Origin of the sequence: Saccharibacillus brassicae, from assembly GCF_006542275.1 — a bacterium.
Lineage (GTDB): Bacteria > Bacillota > Bacilli > Paenibacillales > Paenibacillaceae > Saccharibacillus > Saccharibacillus brassicae.
The window spans coordinates 4,954,130-4,972,300 of the sequence record NZ_CP041217.1; the positions used below are offsets into that span (position 1 = coordinate 4,954,130).

Annotated in this window: 14 protein-coding genes; 11 read left to right on the top strand and 3 right to left on the bottom strand. The window is 58.0% G+C overall.

All coding sequences use genetic code 11. The annotated features are described in order from the left end of the window. Positions 1-205 precede the first annotated feature (205 nt). On the bottom strand, positions 206-1,087 hold the full coding sequence (gene trhO / locus FFV09_RS20700; protein WP_141449596.1) for an oxygen-dependent tRNA uridine(34) hydroxylase TrhO: 882 nt from the start codon (positions 1,085-1,087) through the stop codon (positions 206-208). Positions 1,088-1,276: 189 nt separating this feature from the next. On the opposite strand from trhO, the gene FFV09_RS20705 reads away from it, so the two are divergent. The 3 genes from FFV09_RS20705 to FFV09_RS20715 all read left to right on the top strand — a co-directional run bounded on the left by FFV09_RS20705 (position 1,277) and on the right by FFV09_RS20715 (position 6,688). Next, positions 1,277-2,299, top strand: coding sequence for a UDP-N-acetylmuramate dehydrogenase (locus FFV09_RS20705; RefSeq protein WP_141449597.1), 1,023 nt, complete (start codon positions 1,277-1,279; stop codon positions 2,297-2,299). A gap of 184 nt (positions 2,300-2,483) precedes the next feature. Then, the gene (locus FFV09_RS20710; RefSeq protein WP_141449598.1) at positions 2,484-5,345 is read left to right on the top strand and encodes a chitinase N-terminal domain-containing protein; all 2,862 of its coding nucleotides are present in this window, start codon (positions 2,484-2,486) and stop codon (positions 5,343-5,345) included. A gap of 215 nt (positions 5,346-5,560) precedes the next feature. Continuing rightward, positions 5,561-6,688, top strand: coding sequence for a kanamycin nucleotidyltransferase C-terminal domain-containing protein (locus FFV09_RS20715; protein ID WP_141449599.1), 1,128 nt, complete (start codon positions 5,561-5,563; stop codon positions 6,686-6,688). A 117-nt stretch (positions 6,689-6,805) separates the two neighbouring features. On the opposite strand, the gene FFV09_RS20720 is transcribed toward FFV09_RS20715, so the two are convergent. After that, complete coding sequence (locus FFV09_RS20720; RefSeq protein ID WP_246098401.1) at positions 6,806-7,834, bottom strand: LacI family DNA-binding transcriptional regulator; 1,029 nt, start codon at positions 7,832-7,834, stop codon at positions 6,806-6,808. Between the two features lie 305 nt (positions 7,835-8,139). Here FFV09_RS20720 and FFV09_RS20725 point away from each other — a divergent pair, with 305 nt between their 5' ends. The 8 genes from FFV09_RS20725 (at position 8,140) to FFV09_RS20760 (ending at position 17,232) form a co-directional block, all read left to right on the top strand. Further along, entirely contained in the window at positions 8,140-9,189 is a 1,050-nt protein-coding gene (locus FFV09_RS20725) for a 2,3-butanediol dehydrogenase (RefSeq protein WP_141449601.1), read from the top strand. A gap of 221 nt (positions 9,190-9,410) precedes the next feature. Continuing rightward, the gene (locus FFV09_RS20730) at positions 9,411-10,175 is read left to right on the top strand and encodes a GTP pyrophosphokinase (RefSeq protein ID WP_170315098.1); all 765 of its coding nucleotides are present in this window, start codon (positions 9,411-9,413) and stop codon (positions 10,173-10,175) included. Between the two features lie 192 nt (positions 10,176-10,367). Continuing rightward, positions 10,368-11,996, top strand: a complete 1,629-nt coding sequence (locus tag FFV09_RS20735; protein WP_141449602.1) for a tetratricopeptide repeat-containing diguanylate cyclase — start codon at positions 10,368-10,370, stop codon at positions 11,994-11,996. A gap of 409 nt (positions 11,997-12,405) precedes the next feature. Next, positions 12,406-13,143, top strand: coding sequence for a response regulator transcription factor (locus tag FFV09_RS20740; RefSeq protein WP_141449603.1), 738 nt, complete (start codon positions 12,406-12,408; stop codon positions 13,141-13,143). Further along, positions 13,140-14,642, top strand: a complete 1,503-nt coding sequence (locus tag FFV09_RS20745) for a sensor histidine kinase (RefSeq protein ID WP_141449604.1) — start codon at positions 13,140-13,142, stop codon at positions 14,640-14,642. Before FFV09_RS20740 ends, FFV09_RS20745 begins: the two co-directional genes overlap by 4 nt. Before the next feature lie 116 nt (positions 14,643-14,758). Further along, complete coding sequence (locus FFV09_RS20750) at positions 14,759-15,985, top strand: TolB family protein (protein ID WP_141449605.1); 1,227 nt, start codon at positions 14,759-14,761, stop codon at positions 15,983-15,985. 142 nt (positions 15,986-16,127) lie between these two features. Beyond that, positions 16,128-16,595, top strand: coding sequence for a CDI toxin immunity protein (locus FFV09_RS20755; protein ID WP_141449606.1), 468 nt, complete (start codon positions 16,128-16,130; stop codon positions 16,593-16,595). A gap of 28 nt (positions 16,596-16,623) precedes the next feature. Further along, complete coding sequence (locus FFV09_RS20760; protein ID WP_246098402.1) at positions 16,624-17,232, top strand: hypothetical protein; 609 nt, start codon at positions 16,624-16,626, stop codon at positions 17,230-17,232. Here FFV09_RS20760 and FFV09_RS20765 read toward each other — a convergent pair. Continuing rightward, complete coding sequence (locus FFV09_RS20765) at positions 17,226-18,137, bottom strand: AraC family transcriptional regulator (protein WP_141449607.1); 912 nt, start codon at positions 18,135-18,137, stop codon at positions 17,226-17,228. The genes FFV09_RS20760 and FFV09_RS20765 overlap by 7 nt on opposite strands. Positions 18,138-18,171: the final 34 nt, after the last annotated feature.

Consider the following 18,171-nt stretch of genomic DNA (forward strand, 5'->3'; position numbering starts at 1 on the left):
CCACAACAAAAGTGAGGCGGGTGCGTATACGTAGCGGAGGGGCGGGGGAAGATTGAGAAGCGGAGCGTTCGCATTTAAAATCGTTTTTCCCACCTTAAACTTGTCCAATTCAATAAGAGGAAAATCGATTTTAACGGCGATCGAAAGCTCCCCCGCCCCGCAGCGTCTTCAACGTAACGTATACAACTCGCACCCGAGAAACTTTTTACACCGCCGCTACGGACTCTTTGCACTCGTCCGAGCAGTAATGGCTGTGTTCGTCGGCGCACGATTCGCACACCAGATGCTGGAGGTTGCAGACCGGGCAGTTGACGTACACGTCGGTCGGCTCGTCGCAGTGGTAACATCTGCCGACGATGCTCGGGTCCACCTGGTTGATCGGGACCGAGATGCGTTCGTCGAACACGTAACATTTGCCGTCGAACAGATCGCCCCGGACTTCTTCGTCCTTGCCGTAGGAGACGATGCCGCCTTCGAGCTGCGCGACGTCCGCAAAGCCTTCTTCGAGCATGAAGCCGGTCAACTTTTCGCAGCGGATGCCGCCCGTGCAGTAGGTCAGAATCGTTTTGTCTTTGTGCTCGGCCATGTTTTCGCGAATCCATTCCGGGAACTCGCGGAACGAATCGATATTCGGGCGTATCGCGTTGCGGAAATGGCCCAGATCGTATTCGTAGTCGGTCCGGCCGTCGAGCACGATCACGTCGTCGCGCTGAAGCTGTTCGTGAAATTGTTTGGGGGACAGGCGCTTGCCGGACGTTACGTTCGGGTCAAGCTCTTTGTCGTAGCGGAACGTGACCAATTCTTCTTTGTAGCGGACGAACAATTTTTTGAACGCATGATTTTCCGATTCGTCGATTTTGAACACGGTACCTTCGAAGCGGGCATCGGCCAGCAGGTCCTGCATATACTGCTCGGTCTGCTCGTGCGTGCCGGACAGCGTGCCGTTGATGCCTTCGCCGGCGATAAGGATCCGTCCTTTGACGCCGAGGTCTTTGCAGTATTGCAGATGCGCGGCCGCAAACTCTTCCGGTTGGTCGATTTGAACGAATTTATAGAAAAGCAAAATGCGGTAAGTTGGGTTTTCCATTTATGATCACCTGGGATTTCATTGATTTTTGCCGCCGCTTCCTGTAGGATGCTTGCGTGCAACTTAAAATTTTAGACGTTTTATCGTCATTCGTCAATTGATTCCCCAAGATTCGCCGCGGGAATTTTATAATAAGAACATCCATAAGAGCTTCCAATCCGAAGAACGCCAAGAGGAGAGTTACGCAATATGACTTCGCAAAACCAAACGTTTGAACGCCTGTGCCGTACAGGCACGAGCCTGTCCGTCCATTCGACCTACGAAATCGGCGGGGAAGCCCGCCATCTGGCGCTGCCGCACACGATCGAGGAAGTGTCGACGATGCTCGAAGGCGCCACGTCCAAAGGGCTCGATCCGTTTCTGTTCGGCATGGGCTCCAACACGCTGTTTCCGGACCGTCCGTCCGACGACATGCTGTTCTTTTCGCTCAAGGAACATATCGAATTCAAGCTGCTGCCGGGCCGGCTGTTCGTCTCCGCGGGCACCCCGATGACGCTGCTGGCGCTGTTCGGGCTGTACACGGGCATTCCTTCGTTCGACTTCATGTTCCTGCTGCCGGGCACGCTCGGAGCGGGCGTCTACATGAACGCGAAATATTTCAGCCACCAGATCAGCGACGTGCTGGAGACGGCGTACGTGATCGACAAGGAACACCCGGAACGGGGCCTCATCTCCGTGCCGCTCTCCGGCTGCGAATACGGCTACAAAAAATCGGTGTTTATGCGCAAGCCGTGGATCGTCGTCGGCGCGGATCTCAAGCTGCCGGTCGATCCCCAACTGACGCCGGAGCAGACGGACGAGCTGTTCGCCAAGATCAAGTCCAAAAATTTGTCAACGTCGGTGCTGCCGAACTATTTCCGCCATTACACGAACGAGCTGAACGCGGCGGCGCGGGCCGGATACGAACTGCGTCAGGAACTGCTGGACGTCATCACCGACCGCGGCGGCAAAAAGCATTTCGATTACCCGTCGTGCGGCTCCGTGTTCAAAAACAACTATACGATCGGCGAGCCGATGGGCAAGCTGGTCGACCGGATCGGTCTGCGCGGAACGGTGCGGGGCGGCGCGATGATCTCCGACCATCACGGCAACATTATCCAGAACCGCGGCGGGGCGACAGCGGAAGACGTAACGGATCTGGTGAAGCTGGTGCAGGAAAAAGTGGAAGCCGAGTTCGGATTCGTGCCGGAACCGGAATTGGTTATTGTCTAACTTTCGCTCAAAAAAAGCGGTATTGTTCGGTTTTACGAAGTTTTTACAATTTTTCTCACAAATTTTACGAAACGATGAACTTTCCTGCGGAAACCCATGCTAGAATGGAAATCGAGCGGTCTGATACCAAAATCAGATAGTTGCGAAAAATGTTCTCAAAACAGATCCAACAGGAGGCGGTTAAGTGGGAAAGTTTTCGTTTTTGAAGTCTAAAGGAATCAAGGCAGCACTTGCACTGTCCGTAGTGGCATCTATTCAGACCGGTGTGCTGACTCCCGTTCCGGCGTCGGCCGAGACGGCGAACGATCCGGCACCTTTCATCGCGGCAAAAGTCGTCAACCAGAACGCGGGCAAAAAAGTTCTGTTCGACAACACGCACGGCCAAACGGCTGGCGCGGCGGATTGGGTCATCGACGGCGGCTTCTCCGATTTCGGCAACGGAATCGCGGGCCAGGGGTACGATGTCAAGGAACTGCGCAAGACGACGCCGATTACATACGCCGATCTGGCGGATTATGACGTGTTCGTAGTATCGGAACCGAATATTCCGTTCAAAACAAGCGAACAAGCAGCGATGCTGCAATACGTGCAGCAGGGCGGCAGCATTTTCTTCGTCGGCGATCATTACAACGCCGACCGCAACAAAAACCGCTGGGACGGTTCGGAGTCGATCAACGGCTACCGCCGCGGCGCCTGGGAAGATCCGACCAAAGGCATGAGCGCGGAAGAGAAAAATTCCGCGGCGATGCAAGGGGTCGAAAGCTCCGATTGGCTCGGCGAAAACTTCGGCGTGCGGTTCCGTTATAACGCGCTGGGCGACCTTACGGCGAACAACATCGTAGCCGCCAACCAGGCATTCGGCATTACCGAAGGCGTGAACGGCGTCGCCATGCACGCAGGTTCGACGCTTGCAATCATGGACCCGGCCAAAGCCAAAGGCATCGTCTACCTGCCGAAAACGAACGCGGCATGGGGCAACGCCGTGGATCAGGGCGTCTATAATGGCGGTGGCATCGAAGAAGGCCCTTACGTGGCCGTATCCAAAGTGGGACTCGGCAAAGCGGCATTCATCGGCGATTCTTCGCCGGTCGAAGACGTGACGCCGAAATACCTGCGCGAAGAAACGGGCAGCAAAAAAACGACGTACGACGGCTTCAAAGAAGTCGACGACGCCAAACTGCTGCTGAACACGGTCAACTGGTTGGCGAATCAGGAGAGCTACACGAGCCTGAGCCAGGTCGACGGCTTGACGCTCGACCAGCCGACGCCGCTGCTGCCGTTCGAAGCGCCGGCCGCTTCGACCGAGCCGCAGGCGGAACCTTGGTCCGCTCCGGCAGCCGGCTACAAATGGTGGGACCCTACGACGTTCAAGCCGGGTTCGTACGGCTCGTCCGTCACGGTTACCCAGCCGGAATACAGCCTGATCCACCAGGATCAGCTGCCGAACGCGCAGGAATTCCAGATTCGCGTGCAAATCGGCAACCTGGCGCCTAACGCAACCGTGTCCGGCTACAGCGCCGGCATCTACACGACCGGCGGAACGCAGGTCGCGATGATCCAGAATCCGGACGGCACATGGCCGGCTTCGTACGGCTACAGCCAGTCGTTCAGCGTAACGGCCGATGCCAAGGGCAACGCTTACCGCGATCTCGGCATCCGCATCAAGCCGGGCACATCCGGTGCGGCCAGCCTGCGTCTGCGCCAGAACGGTACGAACCTGATCACGAAGAGCGTGACGCTTGCGAACGTGCCGGCGCAGCCTCTTCCGGCGATCGAAGAAGAAGAGCCGGGCAGCCAGATTCCCGAGCTGGGCACGATCGCTTCGGCCCGCACGCAGCCTGAAGGCACGGTCGTGACGCTTGAAGGCGTCGCGACGACGGAGCCGGGCGCTTTCGGCGGCCAGGCGTTCTACCTGCAGGACGCAACAGGCGGCATCTACGTCTACCAGAGCGAGAGCGGCTTTCGCCAGGGCGACAAGATCCGCGTAACGGCGCCGCTTGCGCTGTACAACACGGAGCTTGAACTGGTGACTCCGGTCGCGATCGAGAAGATCGGAACGGCCGACGTACCGGCTCCTGTCGTGGCTGCCGCCGCGACGGATGCCAATCAGGGCCAATTGATCCAACTGAAAAACGTGACGGTATCGAATCTCGCGGCGGCCACTCCGGCCGGCACGTTTGAATTCGACGCCGTGTCGGACAACGGCACGACGCGCGTTCGCGTCGACGGCCGTACCGGCCTGACGCAGGATCAATTCGCTTTCGCCGAAGGCGACAAGCTGGACGTGACGGGCGTGTCCGCGATCTTCCGCGGCGTGTTCCAACTCAAGCCGCGCGGCGCTTCGGACATCGTCAAAGCAGCCGTTGTGGTTGAACCTCCGGTCGAAGAACCGCCGGTGGAAGAGCCTCCGGTCGAACAGCCGACCGACGGTCCGGCAACGGCCGCTCCGGCCAAGCCGGTTCTGGCGGACGATAACGGCCAGGACAACGGATTGAGAGACGGAAGCTACAACGTGACCATGAACCTGTGGTGGGGCAACAACGCCACTTCGTACAAGCTGTACGAAGAAGGCCAAGTGATCTCGGAAGGCAAACTCAAGGACGCTTCCCCGAACGCCCAGCAGTTGAGCGTTCCGGTCACGGGCAAAACGAACGGCACGTACAACTACGTGATCGAACTGACCAACCGCTTCGGCACGAGCAAAAGCGAACAGCTGAAAGTCAAAGTCACAGACGCTTCGCCGGGCGAAGCGGTTCTGTCGAGCGACAACTGGGACGGCGACGGCAGCTACACGGTCACGATGAACCTGTGGTGGGGAACGAACGCTTCGGAGTACGAACTGTACGAGAACGGCAAGCTGATCGACAAGCAGAGCCTGACTGCGGCAACGCCGGGCGCACAGCGTGCCGTGACGGACGTGACAGGCAAAGAACCGGGCATCTACGCGTACAAAGCCGTGCTGAAAAACGCGGCCGGCGAAAAAGATACGTCCGTCCTGCGCGTCAAAGTGGATACCCTCAAGCAGCAGCAGAAAAAAGCTTCGTAATTTTTTTCACGACACGTCTTGTCATCCGTAAACGCCGGTAAAAGGTTCAACACTTGGCACCGGCTTGAACAGACCTGTCGCAGCAAGGATGCCGGGCAACCCGGCATCCTTTTTGCGTTTCGGCACGAATTTTGCTTCTGCGTTCCCCGAAATGCTAGGATGAACAATAAAAGTCCGCTTTTTCCGGGCGGGCGGATAACGGGGGAATCTCAGGTATGGACAAGTTCAACGTATTCGGCGTTTCTTCGGCACTGATCGACCGCATCCGTCGGGATTATGCCGACGAGATCGCGATCGCCGCGTATTACGGCTCTTATCTCGACGGGACGGCGACGGAGCGGTCCGATCTCGACTTTTTCTTTATTCCGGCGAATCCGCAAGGGGAAGCGGCCGCGCTGTCGTTTATCGTGAACGGGATCAGCTTCGACTTCTGGCCGCTCAGCTGGGAACGGGCGGAACGGATGTCGAAGCTCGAAGACGGGCAGGCCGGCATTCTCGCCGACTGCAAGCTGCTCTATATGCGCGGGGACGAAGAGCTGGACCGGTTCAACGACCTGAAGCTGCGCATCAAGGATCTGCGTTCGTTCGAAGGGGAAGAGGCATTTATCGCCCTTGCGGAATCGAAGCTGCAGGCCGTCTATCCGATTCTGCACGATCTTCGCCGCGCAGGAACGGGACGCCCGCTGTCCGAGTATCGGCTGCAGGCGTATGAACTCATGACCGCGGCTTTCGAAGCCGTGGCCCTGATGAACCGGACGTATCTGCGCAAAAGCTGGGGCCGCAGCCTGACGCAGCTCTACGCGCTGCCGATCCGGCCCGCGGATCTGGAAGCGACGGTGCACACGCTGCTGCGCAGCGCCGACGTTCCCGGCATTGTGGCGGCGTGCGGGCATCTGGCCGATTCGCTTCGGGCGCTGATCGCGCAGCGGCGCAGCGAGACGCAGTCCGGGACGCCGGATCATGCCCGGCGCGGCCGCGGATTTTTCGAAGCGTTCCAGGGGCAGCTGAACCAGGTGCAGTTAGCCTGCGAACGCAAAGACTACGAAGCCGCTTTCTTCGCGGCTGCCCAGGCGGACGCCGACCTGAACGCTTTTCTCGTATTCTGCGAGACCGGCATCCGCAAATCCGGAGCCGACGCCATGCGCGAAGGGCGGAGGCTGGCCGAACGGGCGAAGCTGCCGCAGCTGACGTCGCTGCTTGATCCGGCCAGCCTGATCCCGCTTCAATCGGCGGCGCACCGGCTCGGCATCGCGTTGGAGCGTTATCTGCGGGAACAAGGCGTGGATATTTTGAAATTCGAAGCTTTGGACGAGTTTCGCGCCTTTTTGCGGGATCGTGCCTGATTTCTTGATTTTCCGTATTTCAAAAACCGTCTTATTTCAAAAAGCGTCCTATCCAAAAAAAAGCATCGAATCGCAGCCGGAACTTCCGCCGCGATCCGATGCTTTTTTGGAATGCGTTCAGCTGCCGCGCAGCGTCGAACGCTTGGGCGAGACGCTCGATTCCCGCACGATGAGGCGCGGTTCGAACTGCACTTTTTCGTAATCGTCCCGGCTCTGTTCCCGGATACGCTTGAGCAGCAGTTCCGCGGCCAGACGCGCCACTTCGGTGCCCATGATCGAGACGGAACTGATCTGCGGGCTGCTGATCGTCGTCCACTGGTTGTTGTCGATGCCGACGACGGCCACGTCTTCGGGTACGCGCACGCCGAGTTCCTTGAACCGGTTCACGAGCCCGATCGCGACCATGTCGTTGACCGCGTAGACGGCGTCGGGCATATGGACCAGTCCGTGGAAATAATCCGCGGCGCGGATGCCTGTCTGCAGCGAGAAATCGTCGCCGAAATAGACGAGCGAAGCGTCGACGCGATCGAGCGACCGTTCGTAAGCCAGATAACGGTCTTCAATGACGTCTTTTTGCGTGCCTGCATAAGCGATTCTTGTGCGGCCGATCTGCGCTAGATGATCCATCACCAGCCGGCCTTCCAGCATCGAGAGGCAGACGACGTCCGCCTGCAGCGAATCGTCCAGCTGCTTGCCGTAATTGATGACGGAGATCGGCACTCCCGCTTTGTTGATCAGCTCCGGCAGCGTTTTGGGATAAGCGAGCGGCATGATGATCAGCCCGTCCACATGCAGCTTTTTGAGGTCGCGTACGACTTCGAGCTCCGCCCGGGCATTGCCGGCGGTGTTGATCTGGACGACGCGGTAACCGTGCGCCTTCGCCGCCTGCTCGACGGCCCAGGCGATATCGGGAATGATCGCGTTGCGAATATCGGGGACAGCCAGCGCGATCTGGTTGGTCAGCCGGACTTTGAGGCTTTGTGCCGACGTGTTCGGGACGAAGCCGAGTTCCTCGATCGTCTCCAGCACGCGCAGGCGCGTCTTCGCGCTGATGCCGTCCGCATTGTTGATCGCGCGGGAGACGGTGGCAATGCCGACGTTCGCCTGCCGGGCGACGTCTTCGATCGTAACTTTTTTGGTGCTCACGTACATAACCTCGCTTATTTATAGGATTGGAATCGTTTCCGGTTCGTATGCGATCTCGTGCTCAGTCTCTTTATTATATCATCCGCGCCGCGGACAAGTCGCAAATTACGCCGTAGAAGCTTTAAAACTTTTATATTTGACCTTTTACACGGAAAAAAGAAGGATTCGCGCAAGGACATTTGCCTGATCTTCGTTTGACAATGTGACAGGAGTGTGACATATTTAATTCCGGAAACGTTTCCGAAAAGAGACGTGATTTGAGATTAACAGCAGTCGACCCACACTATCGAAGGAGATGACCGGCAATGAAAGCATTGAGATGGCATGGACCGAAGGATTTGCGTCTGGAGAAGATCGAGGAACCGGCGGCGAAGCCCGGCAAAGTGAAGATCAAAGTGGAATGGTGCGGCATCTGCGGCAGCGACCTGCACGAATATACGGCGGGGCCGATCTTTATTCCGGCCGGCAAACCGCATCCGATCACGGGCGAATCCGCTCCGGTCGTCATGGGCCACGAATTTTCGGGCCGCGTCGTGGAGACCGGCGAAGGCGTGACACGCGTCCAGGTCGGCGACCGCGTCGTCGTGGAGCCGATCTACGCTTGCGGCAAGTGCGAAGCGTGCCGCAAAGGCAAATACAATCTGTGCGAAAACATGGGCTTCCTGGGCCTGGCCGGGGGCGGAGGCGGATTTTCCGAATACGTCGCAGCCGAAGAATACATGGTGCACAAAATTCCGGACAGTCTGTCCTATGAACAGGGCGCGCTGGTCGAACCGTCCGCGGTCGCGCTGCATGCCGTTCGCCAGAGTAAGCTCAAAGTCGGCGACAAAGCGGCCGTCTTCGGCGCCGGCCCGATCGGCCTGCTCGTGATCGAAGCGCTCAAAGCGTCGGGCGCCGCCGAGATCTACGCGATCGAGCTGTCGCCGGAGCGCAAAGCCAAAGCGGCCGAACTCGGCGCGATCGTGCTCGATCCCAAGGAAATCGACGTCGTGGCCGAGCTGCACGCCCGCACGAACGGCGGCGTGGACGTCGCCTACGAAGTGACCGGCGTTCCGCCGGTGCTGACGCAGGCGCTCGAATCGACGAACATCGGCGGCGAGTTGATGATCGTCAGCATTTTCGAGACCGAAGCGCCGATCCTGCCGAACCGCATCGTTATGAAGGAACGCACCGTGAAGGGCATCATCGGCTACCGCGACGTGTTCCCGGCGGTCATCAGCCTGATGGAGCAGGGTTACTTCCCGGCCGACCGGCTCGTGACGAAGCGGATCGGGTTGGACGACGTGCTGGGCGAAGGGTTCGAGACGCTGCTCAAAGAGAAAAACCAGGTCAAGATTCTCGTCAAGGCGGAGTAAGCCGGCCGGCTTGATCCCCGCTTGATCGTAAGGTCCGAATCGCCGCGCGGGCGGGGTTCGGACCTTTTTGCGCATTCTTTTTTCCGGACGGCGGCTATTTGTAAAAGAAAGGGGTAACCTCTATACTTAAAGTGACCGATATTCAAGGCATACGAATATTTTACAGGCAGCCGGACGCCGAGTTCCGACGCCTCGCGCAGAGAGGAACGAAACAGAAATTGATGGAAAATAACGCTGTGGACCTGAAAAAAGAGTTAATCCCGATGGAGCAGCTCAAGTCGTTTCGCGACGAAGTGACCCGCTTCATGATGACGTACAAGTTTGCTCTCGACGAGATGGAGACCAAAATCGACATCCTGAAGCAGGAATTTCAGACGCTGCACGACTACAGTCCGATTGAACATACGAAGTCGCGCCTCAAATCGCCGGAGAGCATCGTCAACAAGCTGATCCGCAAAAATTACGACATTTCGCTGGAGTCGATCAAGACGCATATCCGCGATATTGCCGGCCTGCGCATTACGTGTTCGTTTATCTCCGACATTTATAAAGTGAGAGAGATGCTTCAGCAGCAGAACGACCTCAAAGTGCTGGACATCAAAGATTATATCGCCAACCCCAAATCGAACGGCTACCGCAGTCTGCATCTGTTGGTCGAAGTGCCGGTGTTTTTGTCCGACCGGACAGAGCATGTGTGCGTGGAACTTCAGATCCGCACGATCGCGATGGATTTCTGGGCCAGCCTGGAACATAAAATTTTTTATAAATACAATCAGGACGTGCCGGGAGAACTGCTGGGCGAATTGAAAGCCGCCGCCGACTCCGCAAGTTCGCTCGATCTGCAAATGGAGCGCCTGCAGCACGAAGTCCAGGCGATCAAGGATGCGCACGACGCCGAGGAACACGAGCTGTTGAAGACGATCCATATCAACGGGCAGCAGTTCCGCATTCCTGGAACGCTGCTGGACATTTTGGCGCAAAGCTGACAAGAATGAAAAAGACCGGGAGAAGAGATCTTCTAATCGGTCTTTTTTCCTATATAATAGGTCAAACTATGCACAAAACCATTGATTTTACCGTCGGCGAATCGTAGTATAGGGTATACTTGGGAATTGTGCCGTGGACGAATGACGGCCGATTCAAACGGAAATTGCTGCTGCTATGGGGGAGGAGAAACCTTGCCGGACCATCATTCTTACAAGAAAAGCGCACAGTTCAAACAGCCGGATTGGGGACTTCTCGACCCGGACAACGGGGCGGACGCCTGCTCGGCGGAGCAGTTTGAACGCGTGCTCGACGTATTGGAAATCCAGCCTTATCGCGACATCAACTCGGCGATCGTGCCCGTGCAGCAGGCGCTCGCCGTCGCCGCCCGCCTCCAGCAGGAGAAGCTGACGCAGCGCACCCGGCTTATTCACGCCGACGTGCTCGGCCGGCAGGGGCAGATCGCCGACAGCGGCCGCCTGATCCGCGAGATCAACGCCTGGGCGGCGGCGAACGATCAAGAGCATATTTTGGCCCGCAGCCACCGGCTGCTCGGCGGGTTTTTCCGCCGGTTGGGCGATCACGACAGCGCGCTCGAACACGCGCTGCGCGCGCTGAAGCATCTGCCTTCCGGCGTTGCGCCTCCGACCCGCGCGGATCACCTGATGACGCTCGCCCTGACGCTCGACGAATCCGGCGCTTACGAAGACGCCAAGCAGCGGTTCGACGAAGTGCTGGCGATCGCGAACGCGACCGGAGACGTGCAGTTCGAGCTGTTTGCCCTCAACAATATGGCATTTACCTATTACGACCTCGGCGATCTGGAAAAAGCGGCGGAGATGATCAAGCGGATCCGCGACCTGTCGGAACGCCACCATTTTCCGCTTATCGCGATGCAGCTCGACACGATCGCAAAAGGCGAGATTTTGCTCGGGCGGCCCGACGAAGCGGAGCGGACGCTGCTGCCGGTCATTACCGACCCGTCCGAACGGAGGCTCAGCGAACTCGCTTCGCTGCCGGAGTGCATGCTGACGCTGTCCCAGGCGCAGCTGCTGCAGGGCAAGCTCGGCGAAGCGCAGGCCATGCTCGACGAAGCGAAGCATCTGTGCGAAGACCACGGCCTGGCCGCGCTCTGCGTGCAGGCCCGGCTGCGCCAGGCCGAGCTGTACGCCGAAGCCGGCCGCTACAAGGAAGCGTACGAAGAACATCGGGTATTCCACGAAGAAGCGGAAGCGCTTCGTTCCGCGGAACGCGAAGCGAAAGCGCATATTTTCCAGGCCGTGTTCGAAGCGGAAGAAGCGCGCAAGAGCAGCGAGCATTTCCGCGAGATGGCGCTGCGCGATCCGCTGACCGGCCTGCGCAACCGGCGCTTTATCGACGACCATATCGACGAGCTGCTGGAGCAGACGCGCGAGAGCGGCGATCCGCTTACGATCGCGATCATCGACCTCGATTATTTCAAGCGGGTCAACGATACGCTGTCGCATGTCGTCGGCGATACGGTGCTGATCAACGTGGCGAAGATCCTGTCGGTCGCCGCGGCCGAACCGGCGGCGGTCGCGCGCATGGGCGGCGAAGAATTCGTCGCGCTGTTCCCGCGTACCGACGAGAAGCAGGGCCTGGAACTGGCGAACCGGATGTGTCGGGCGATCCGCGGCGCGGACTGGAGCCCGATTACGGGCACCCTGCCGGTCACGGCCAGTATCGGCGTGCATACGGTATACGGCGGCTCGATCAGCCGCATGGAGCTGCTCGGCATTGCCGACCGGCGCCTGTATATCGCGAAGCGGGCGGGCAAAGACCGGGTCGTCGCGGAAGGCTAGGCCGTCGCGGAAGGCTGGGTCGTCGCAAAAGGCTGGGTACAGGCCTTCGCTGCGCGGCTCGGCGGCGGAAAGTTTGCGGCGAGGCGATTCTGCCGAACGACCGTATCCGCGAGAGCGCACTTACGGGCCGCATTTACGGATCGTGTTGACGGAGCGCATTGACGCATCGCATTGACGGATCTTGTTTACAGTTTACGTTTACGGATTGCATTTACGGATTATGCCTACCCATCGCGTCTACGAATCCTCTCTATGGAAGCTATGGAACACCTCTCGGCCGCATGCGGAGCGCTTACGCCTCTGCCGCGGCCTTTTTGCGCATTTTGCTTTTTTTACGGAAGAAGTTTTGGTCTTTGGCAGGAGATGGTGTTTAATGGAGGGGAACATCCAGTGACGGGAGGAACGCAATATGAGCAGAAAAGTGCTGGTCGTCGACGACGAACCGGGCATCCGCAGCGCGATCGCCTATGCGCTCAAGCGCGAAGGCTACGAGACCGAGACGGCATCCGACGGCGAGGAAGCGTTATCCAAGGTGGACTCGTTCGGCCCTTCGGTGCTCGTGCTCGACGTGATGATGCCGAAGATGGACGGTTACGAAGTCTGTCGGCGTCTGGAGAACCGGAGCGGAATCGGCATCATCCTGCTGACGGTCAAAAACGACATCATCGACAAAATCGTCGGTCTGGAACTCGGGGCGGACGATTATATGACGAAGCCGTTCGAGATTCGCGAAGTGCTCGCCCGGGTCAAAGCGCTGATGCGGCGGATCGAAAAAAGTACGGCCTCCGCCCCGGACGCCGGCGAACGCGCGGCGGACGAAGCCGAGGCGGGCGACCTTGTGGAGCTTGGCCCGCTGCGGATCCGTATCTCGCACCGCTCGGCGGAACTTGCCGGGGAGGTGCTTGAGCTGACGCCCAAAGAGTTCGACCTGCTGACGCTGCTCGTCTCCAGGCCGGCCCGCGTCTTTACGCGCGACGACCTGCTTGACCGCGTATGGAGCATGGACTACGCGGGCGGGACGCGCACGGTCGATATCCATGTGCAGCGGCTGCGCAAGAAGCTGGGCGAAGAACATCAGGCGCTGCTTCAGACCGTATATGGGGTCGGCTACAAAGCGTCGGCGCCGATCGGCGGAGCTCCCGCATGAAGATCGGCATCCGGCTGAAGTTCACGCTCGTGCTGGCCGCGCTGCTGATCGTGAGCGTCGGCCTGCTGAGCGGCCTCGTGCTGCGCGGTATCCGGGATAATCAGGCGGCGCAGATCGAGGAAGTGCTGGCGCGGCAGACCCAGCTGGCGAATCTTCGGCTGCGGCAGGAATATTATACGGAGACGCCGCAGACGGACGCTTCGGCGTTCTACACTCGCGAAGGCGTGCGCCTCGCGAGCGAATTGGCGGATCTGACCGGCATGCCGGTCACGCTGTACGCCAAAGACCGCAGCGTGCTCGGTTCTTCGATCCGCGCTGTTCGCGGCGAAGGCGGGCAGCTGCAAGGCGGTGAGTCGGAATCGCTCGATTATGCGCTCGGCGGCAGCATCGCGTATTTCAGGCAGGGCAGCCGGGGAGAGACGATGCTGTATTTTGCGCCGGTGGAAGGTCCGCAGGGACAGATCGGCGCGATCCGTTTCGACTACCCGATCGACAGTTACCTGACGTTCTACGCCGCGATCCGCCGGCTGTTTCTGCTCGTCGGCGCTTCGGTCACGGCGGCCGCTTTCCTGCTCGGATTCGTATATTACAGCCGCTTCGCCACCGCGATCCTCAAGCTCAAAGCGTCGGCCGACCAGATCCGCCGGGGCCAGTTCCTGAGCGGGGAGCCGCTGCGGCGGCGGGATGAGCTGGGCGAACTCGGGCGCGGCATCACGTACATGAGCGGGGAGATTCAGCGCAATATCGCGGGACTGGAAGACGAGCGCAGCAAGCTTGCCCAGGCCGTCGAGCGGCTGCAGGCGCTGGAGCACCGGCAGAAGCAGTATATCGGCAATATCAGCCACGAGTTCAAAACGCCGCTGACGACGATCAAAGCGTACACCGAACTGCTGGACCTGTACCGGGACGATCCGCAGCTGCTCGGCGAAGCGCGCGAGAGCATCGACAAAGAAGCGCAGCGGTTGTACGAAATGGTCGAAAAAGTGCTGCGGTTGTCCGCGCTGGAACGCTACGATTTCGAACTGGAAGCGTCGGAAGTGGAAGCGTCGGCGGCGCTGCGCGACGCGGCGGCGCGCATGCGCGGCAAAGCCGAGCGGTTCGGGGTAACGCTGGAAGTGGACGTGCGGCCCGCCGTAGTCTGGTGCGACGCCGAGAGCTTCATGCATATTTTCACGAATCTGCTGGATAACGCGATCAAATACAACCGCCCCGGCGGCACGGCTTACATTCGCGGCGGGCCCGAAGGCGACGAAGTGCGGCTGACCGTCCGCAATACGGGGCTGTCGATTCCGGATGAAGCCCGGGAGAAAATTTTCGAACCGTTCTATACGGTAAACAAAGACCGGGCGCGGCTGTCCGGCGGCAGCGGGCTCGGTTTGTCGCTCGTCAGGCGGCTGGTGGAGACGCAGGGCGGCCGTATCGAGCTGCTGCCCGCGGAAGGCGAAGGCACGGCGTTCGAACTGGTCTTTCCGGCGCGTCCGCCGGTGGATGAGGCATAAAGCCGGACATCGGACATTGGATACGGGACATCGGTTGGCGAACGCTTCGAATCGGACATCTTTTGGACGCAATTCGCCGATACAATGGAGGCAGCATCAAGAGGAGGACGAGCGATATGCCATCAACTGTGGAAAAAAAGACCATGCGGCGCACGCCGGTGCTGCTCGGCATTCTGCTCGCATTGTTCGCCGTCGGCGGCTGCGCGGGCGAAGAGAAAGTTCAGGTTCAAGGCGGAGCGGCGATGCAGCCGGCGGCGTCTTCGAGCCCTGCCGGCGCGGCGCAAAGTTCCGCGGAGCAGCCTTCGGCGTCTCCTTCCGTGACGGTCCGGCCGAATCCGAACGAATCGGTCTACTCCGGCCTGAAGCTGGAGAAGATCGACGAGCTCGAAGAGACGCTCGGCGGCATCTGGCTCGGCGACGGGCGGATCCTGATCCAGAAGCCCGATCCGGAAGCGGAGCCGGTCTGGATCGGCGAGACGCAGATGCCGCCGTACAGCCTCTATATTCGCGACCTCGGCACCGGCGAAGAAGAGCTGCTGCACGGCGGCGACGGCAAGAGTTGGGGCGCCCCGCTGCTGTCTCCGGACGGCAAGCATCTGTTCCTGCTGGACGACAGCGGCGTCAGCGGCATTCCGTACCTGCTCGACATGGAGAGCCGCAAGCTGACGCGGATCGACACCGGCGCGTCCGGCGAATACGCGTCTTCGCTGGACGCGGGCTGGCTGGACAACGCGCATGTCGCGTACGCAAAAGAGCATAACGGCGGCTTGTACCAATCGGATCTCTCCGGCCAGGAGACGCTGCTCCACGAAGAGAGCGGCCGCACCGTGCTTCTGAATTCGCTTGAGACCGCCGCAGGCGGCGACGGCCGTCTGTATTACGGCTTGTCGGATACGGACTGGGGCATGTACGTGTACGATACGGCGCAGCGCAAGCGTTCGGAGATCGGCACGTCGATCCCAAGCCTTGTTCCGTCGCCCGACGATACGCAGCTTGCGGTCATCAAGCGGATCGACGACACGCGGGAGCAGCTTCTGCTGACCGACCCGAGCGGCAAAGAGATCAAGACGCTGGCCGAAGGCAAAGGCTTTTTCGGCATCGGCTGGTCCCCGGACGGCAAACGTCTCGCCTACACCGTCACTTCCGGCCGCGACACGGGCAAAAACGGCTTCTACATCGCCGATTCCGCGACCGGCCAATCGTTCCTGCTGTCCCCGGACCTGGCCGACGCCGGCGACCGGATGCGATGGAGCCCGTCGGGCACCAAGATCATGGTCACCAAGTCGGAGCGCCTAAGCGGCAAGCTGGTCTCGACGACGACGATCATTACCGTCTCGTGGTAGGCCGGACGATTGCGAAGTTTATTTTTATTGTTAAAAGAGAAAAGCTTGAAGCGGGATTTCCTGCTTTAAGCTTTTTTGTGCGTGATTCGTACATTCCCGTAATTCCCATCGGCTGATATACTTGGAAACGGAGGATCTAACTATGAAAAAGGAAGACCGAAAAACAAAGCTGGAACGATTGTTGGAACGAAATCGGTTAAGACAAGAAGAGGAACATAGAAATTTATTATTTGAAGAATGCTTGGACGCACTGGGCAGCGGCGCAGCCGTTCTCGGCGATACAGAATCACAAGAACTGGAGCGGTCTTTTACAGAAGAATTTATAATCACGTCGTACGGACGAATAGAATGGGATCTGTACAAGGGATACGAACAACTGGATCGGAACGCTCTTGCAAGCCGGTACGCTCATGAACAAGAGGTGTACCATCTAGTATGGAGTCATGGATCGCAGCCCGTAATCGAAGCACGCATGAACCGGATCGTCGAGCGTCTGGATGACGTAACCGCGGTCTCGCCGGACGTATGGATTTACCAAAAGAATAAGCGGGTCATCGAACTTTTTCATGACGGCGTCATAAGGGTTTACGACAAAACTACGGAAATGTAGGTCCGCGAGACAAAAAGGAGCTGCGCCAATGCTTGTTGTTCACTGGTCTCCGGTTAATTATTCGAAATCTATTTTGAAGAACGGTATTCGCAAAAGTTCAAATGGAATCTATTGTTTTCCGCTAACCGGACATCAGGCCGTAGATAAATGGTGGATGAAAGCTTTGAAAAGATTCAGGCAGGATGGGAAGACATACAATGGGTTTATTTTTCGCGTGGAAGAACGGGATTTGCCCGGGTACCTGGGTCACTTTGTCGGGGCTACTACAGCAGATGAATTTGAAAAACCGATACGGACACTCGAAGAACTGGGCCAAGCCATGCGACAGACCGTAATTTGGCGAATCGGCGAGAGTACAACGGGATATATGAATCAAGATCCGGACAGCCCTATCGATTACATGCAGCTGGGGAAAGCTGAACTCCGGAAAAATCCCGATCTTTATCGGCAAGCCTGGACAGATGCCGCTTTTATGGAGTACATCTTCGAAGATTACCAACTCGTATTAAGCCGGTCCATACCGGCCAAGCGCATCCTTCGAGTCATACCGCCAACCGGGGAATTCGGAAGGGTTCTCTACCGGCAGAAGAAACAAAGAGACTTGAACAAGGCATTCAGGGAAGGCCAGTATTATTGAACACCTCTAATCGGCTCGGCTTGCTTGACCGTGCCGGGAGTGAGTTTTTTTCTCACATGGGAAGGCACGTGCCCGTATCTTTTTTTGAAAATCCGGGAAAAGTAATTTGCGTTGCAAAAACCTGTCAGCTCCGGAATTCGGGTTATGGGCAGGTCGGTCGTCAATAACAATCGGTTGGCGTGATCCAACCTCAAATCGGTCAAATAGTAGGTGAACGTCTTGCCGGTGTAGGACTTGAACAAACGGCAAAAGTGCTGTCCGCTCAGATTAACATGCAGGCTCATATCCGCTATGGTTACTTTTTCTGTATAATGCAGAGCCAGGTATTCCAGCGCTTGTTTGATTAATAGCACATGGGCGCCTTGAAGACGGGAATCGAAAATAACTTTGACCGAATTCGGGAAATGACGCATCAGAAAAATGCAAAATTGACACAAGGATACCTTTATCGACAATTGGTAGCCTTCTTTTTTTTGTGTACCTTCTTGAATGATGTTCTTGATCAGATTCGATAATTCCGGATAAGCCGCGTGGGCAGGGGTCATATGAAGCGGCGCGAGAGATCCATTAAGCAGAGATGAACCCAAAGCGGCCTCGCAATGAACGTCTCGCAGCATGGAAGTAAATAAGGTGTCGCCGATCACAAGAGCCAAATATTCGGCCGGCAACCGAGGCAGTACGCTGTGCAAACTTCCTTTTGGAACCAACATCAGGTCACCTTCATGGCCGATTCTGGCGATTCCGTCGATATACACCGTGCATTCTCCTTGGCGTACATAAATGATCTCGGTGTGATTGTGCCAGTGGGGCAGCGTTTGCAGATTTGAGATTTGAAAACAATGGAAAGGAAAATCGATTTCTTCAAACTGCGTAATTTCATAGTGCTCCGAATCCATAGTGTTCATGCCTACCCACACTCCTTCCTCAAAATGTTCAGAT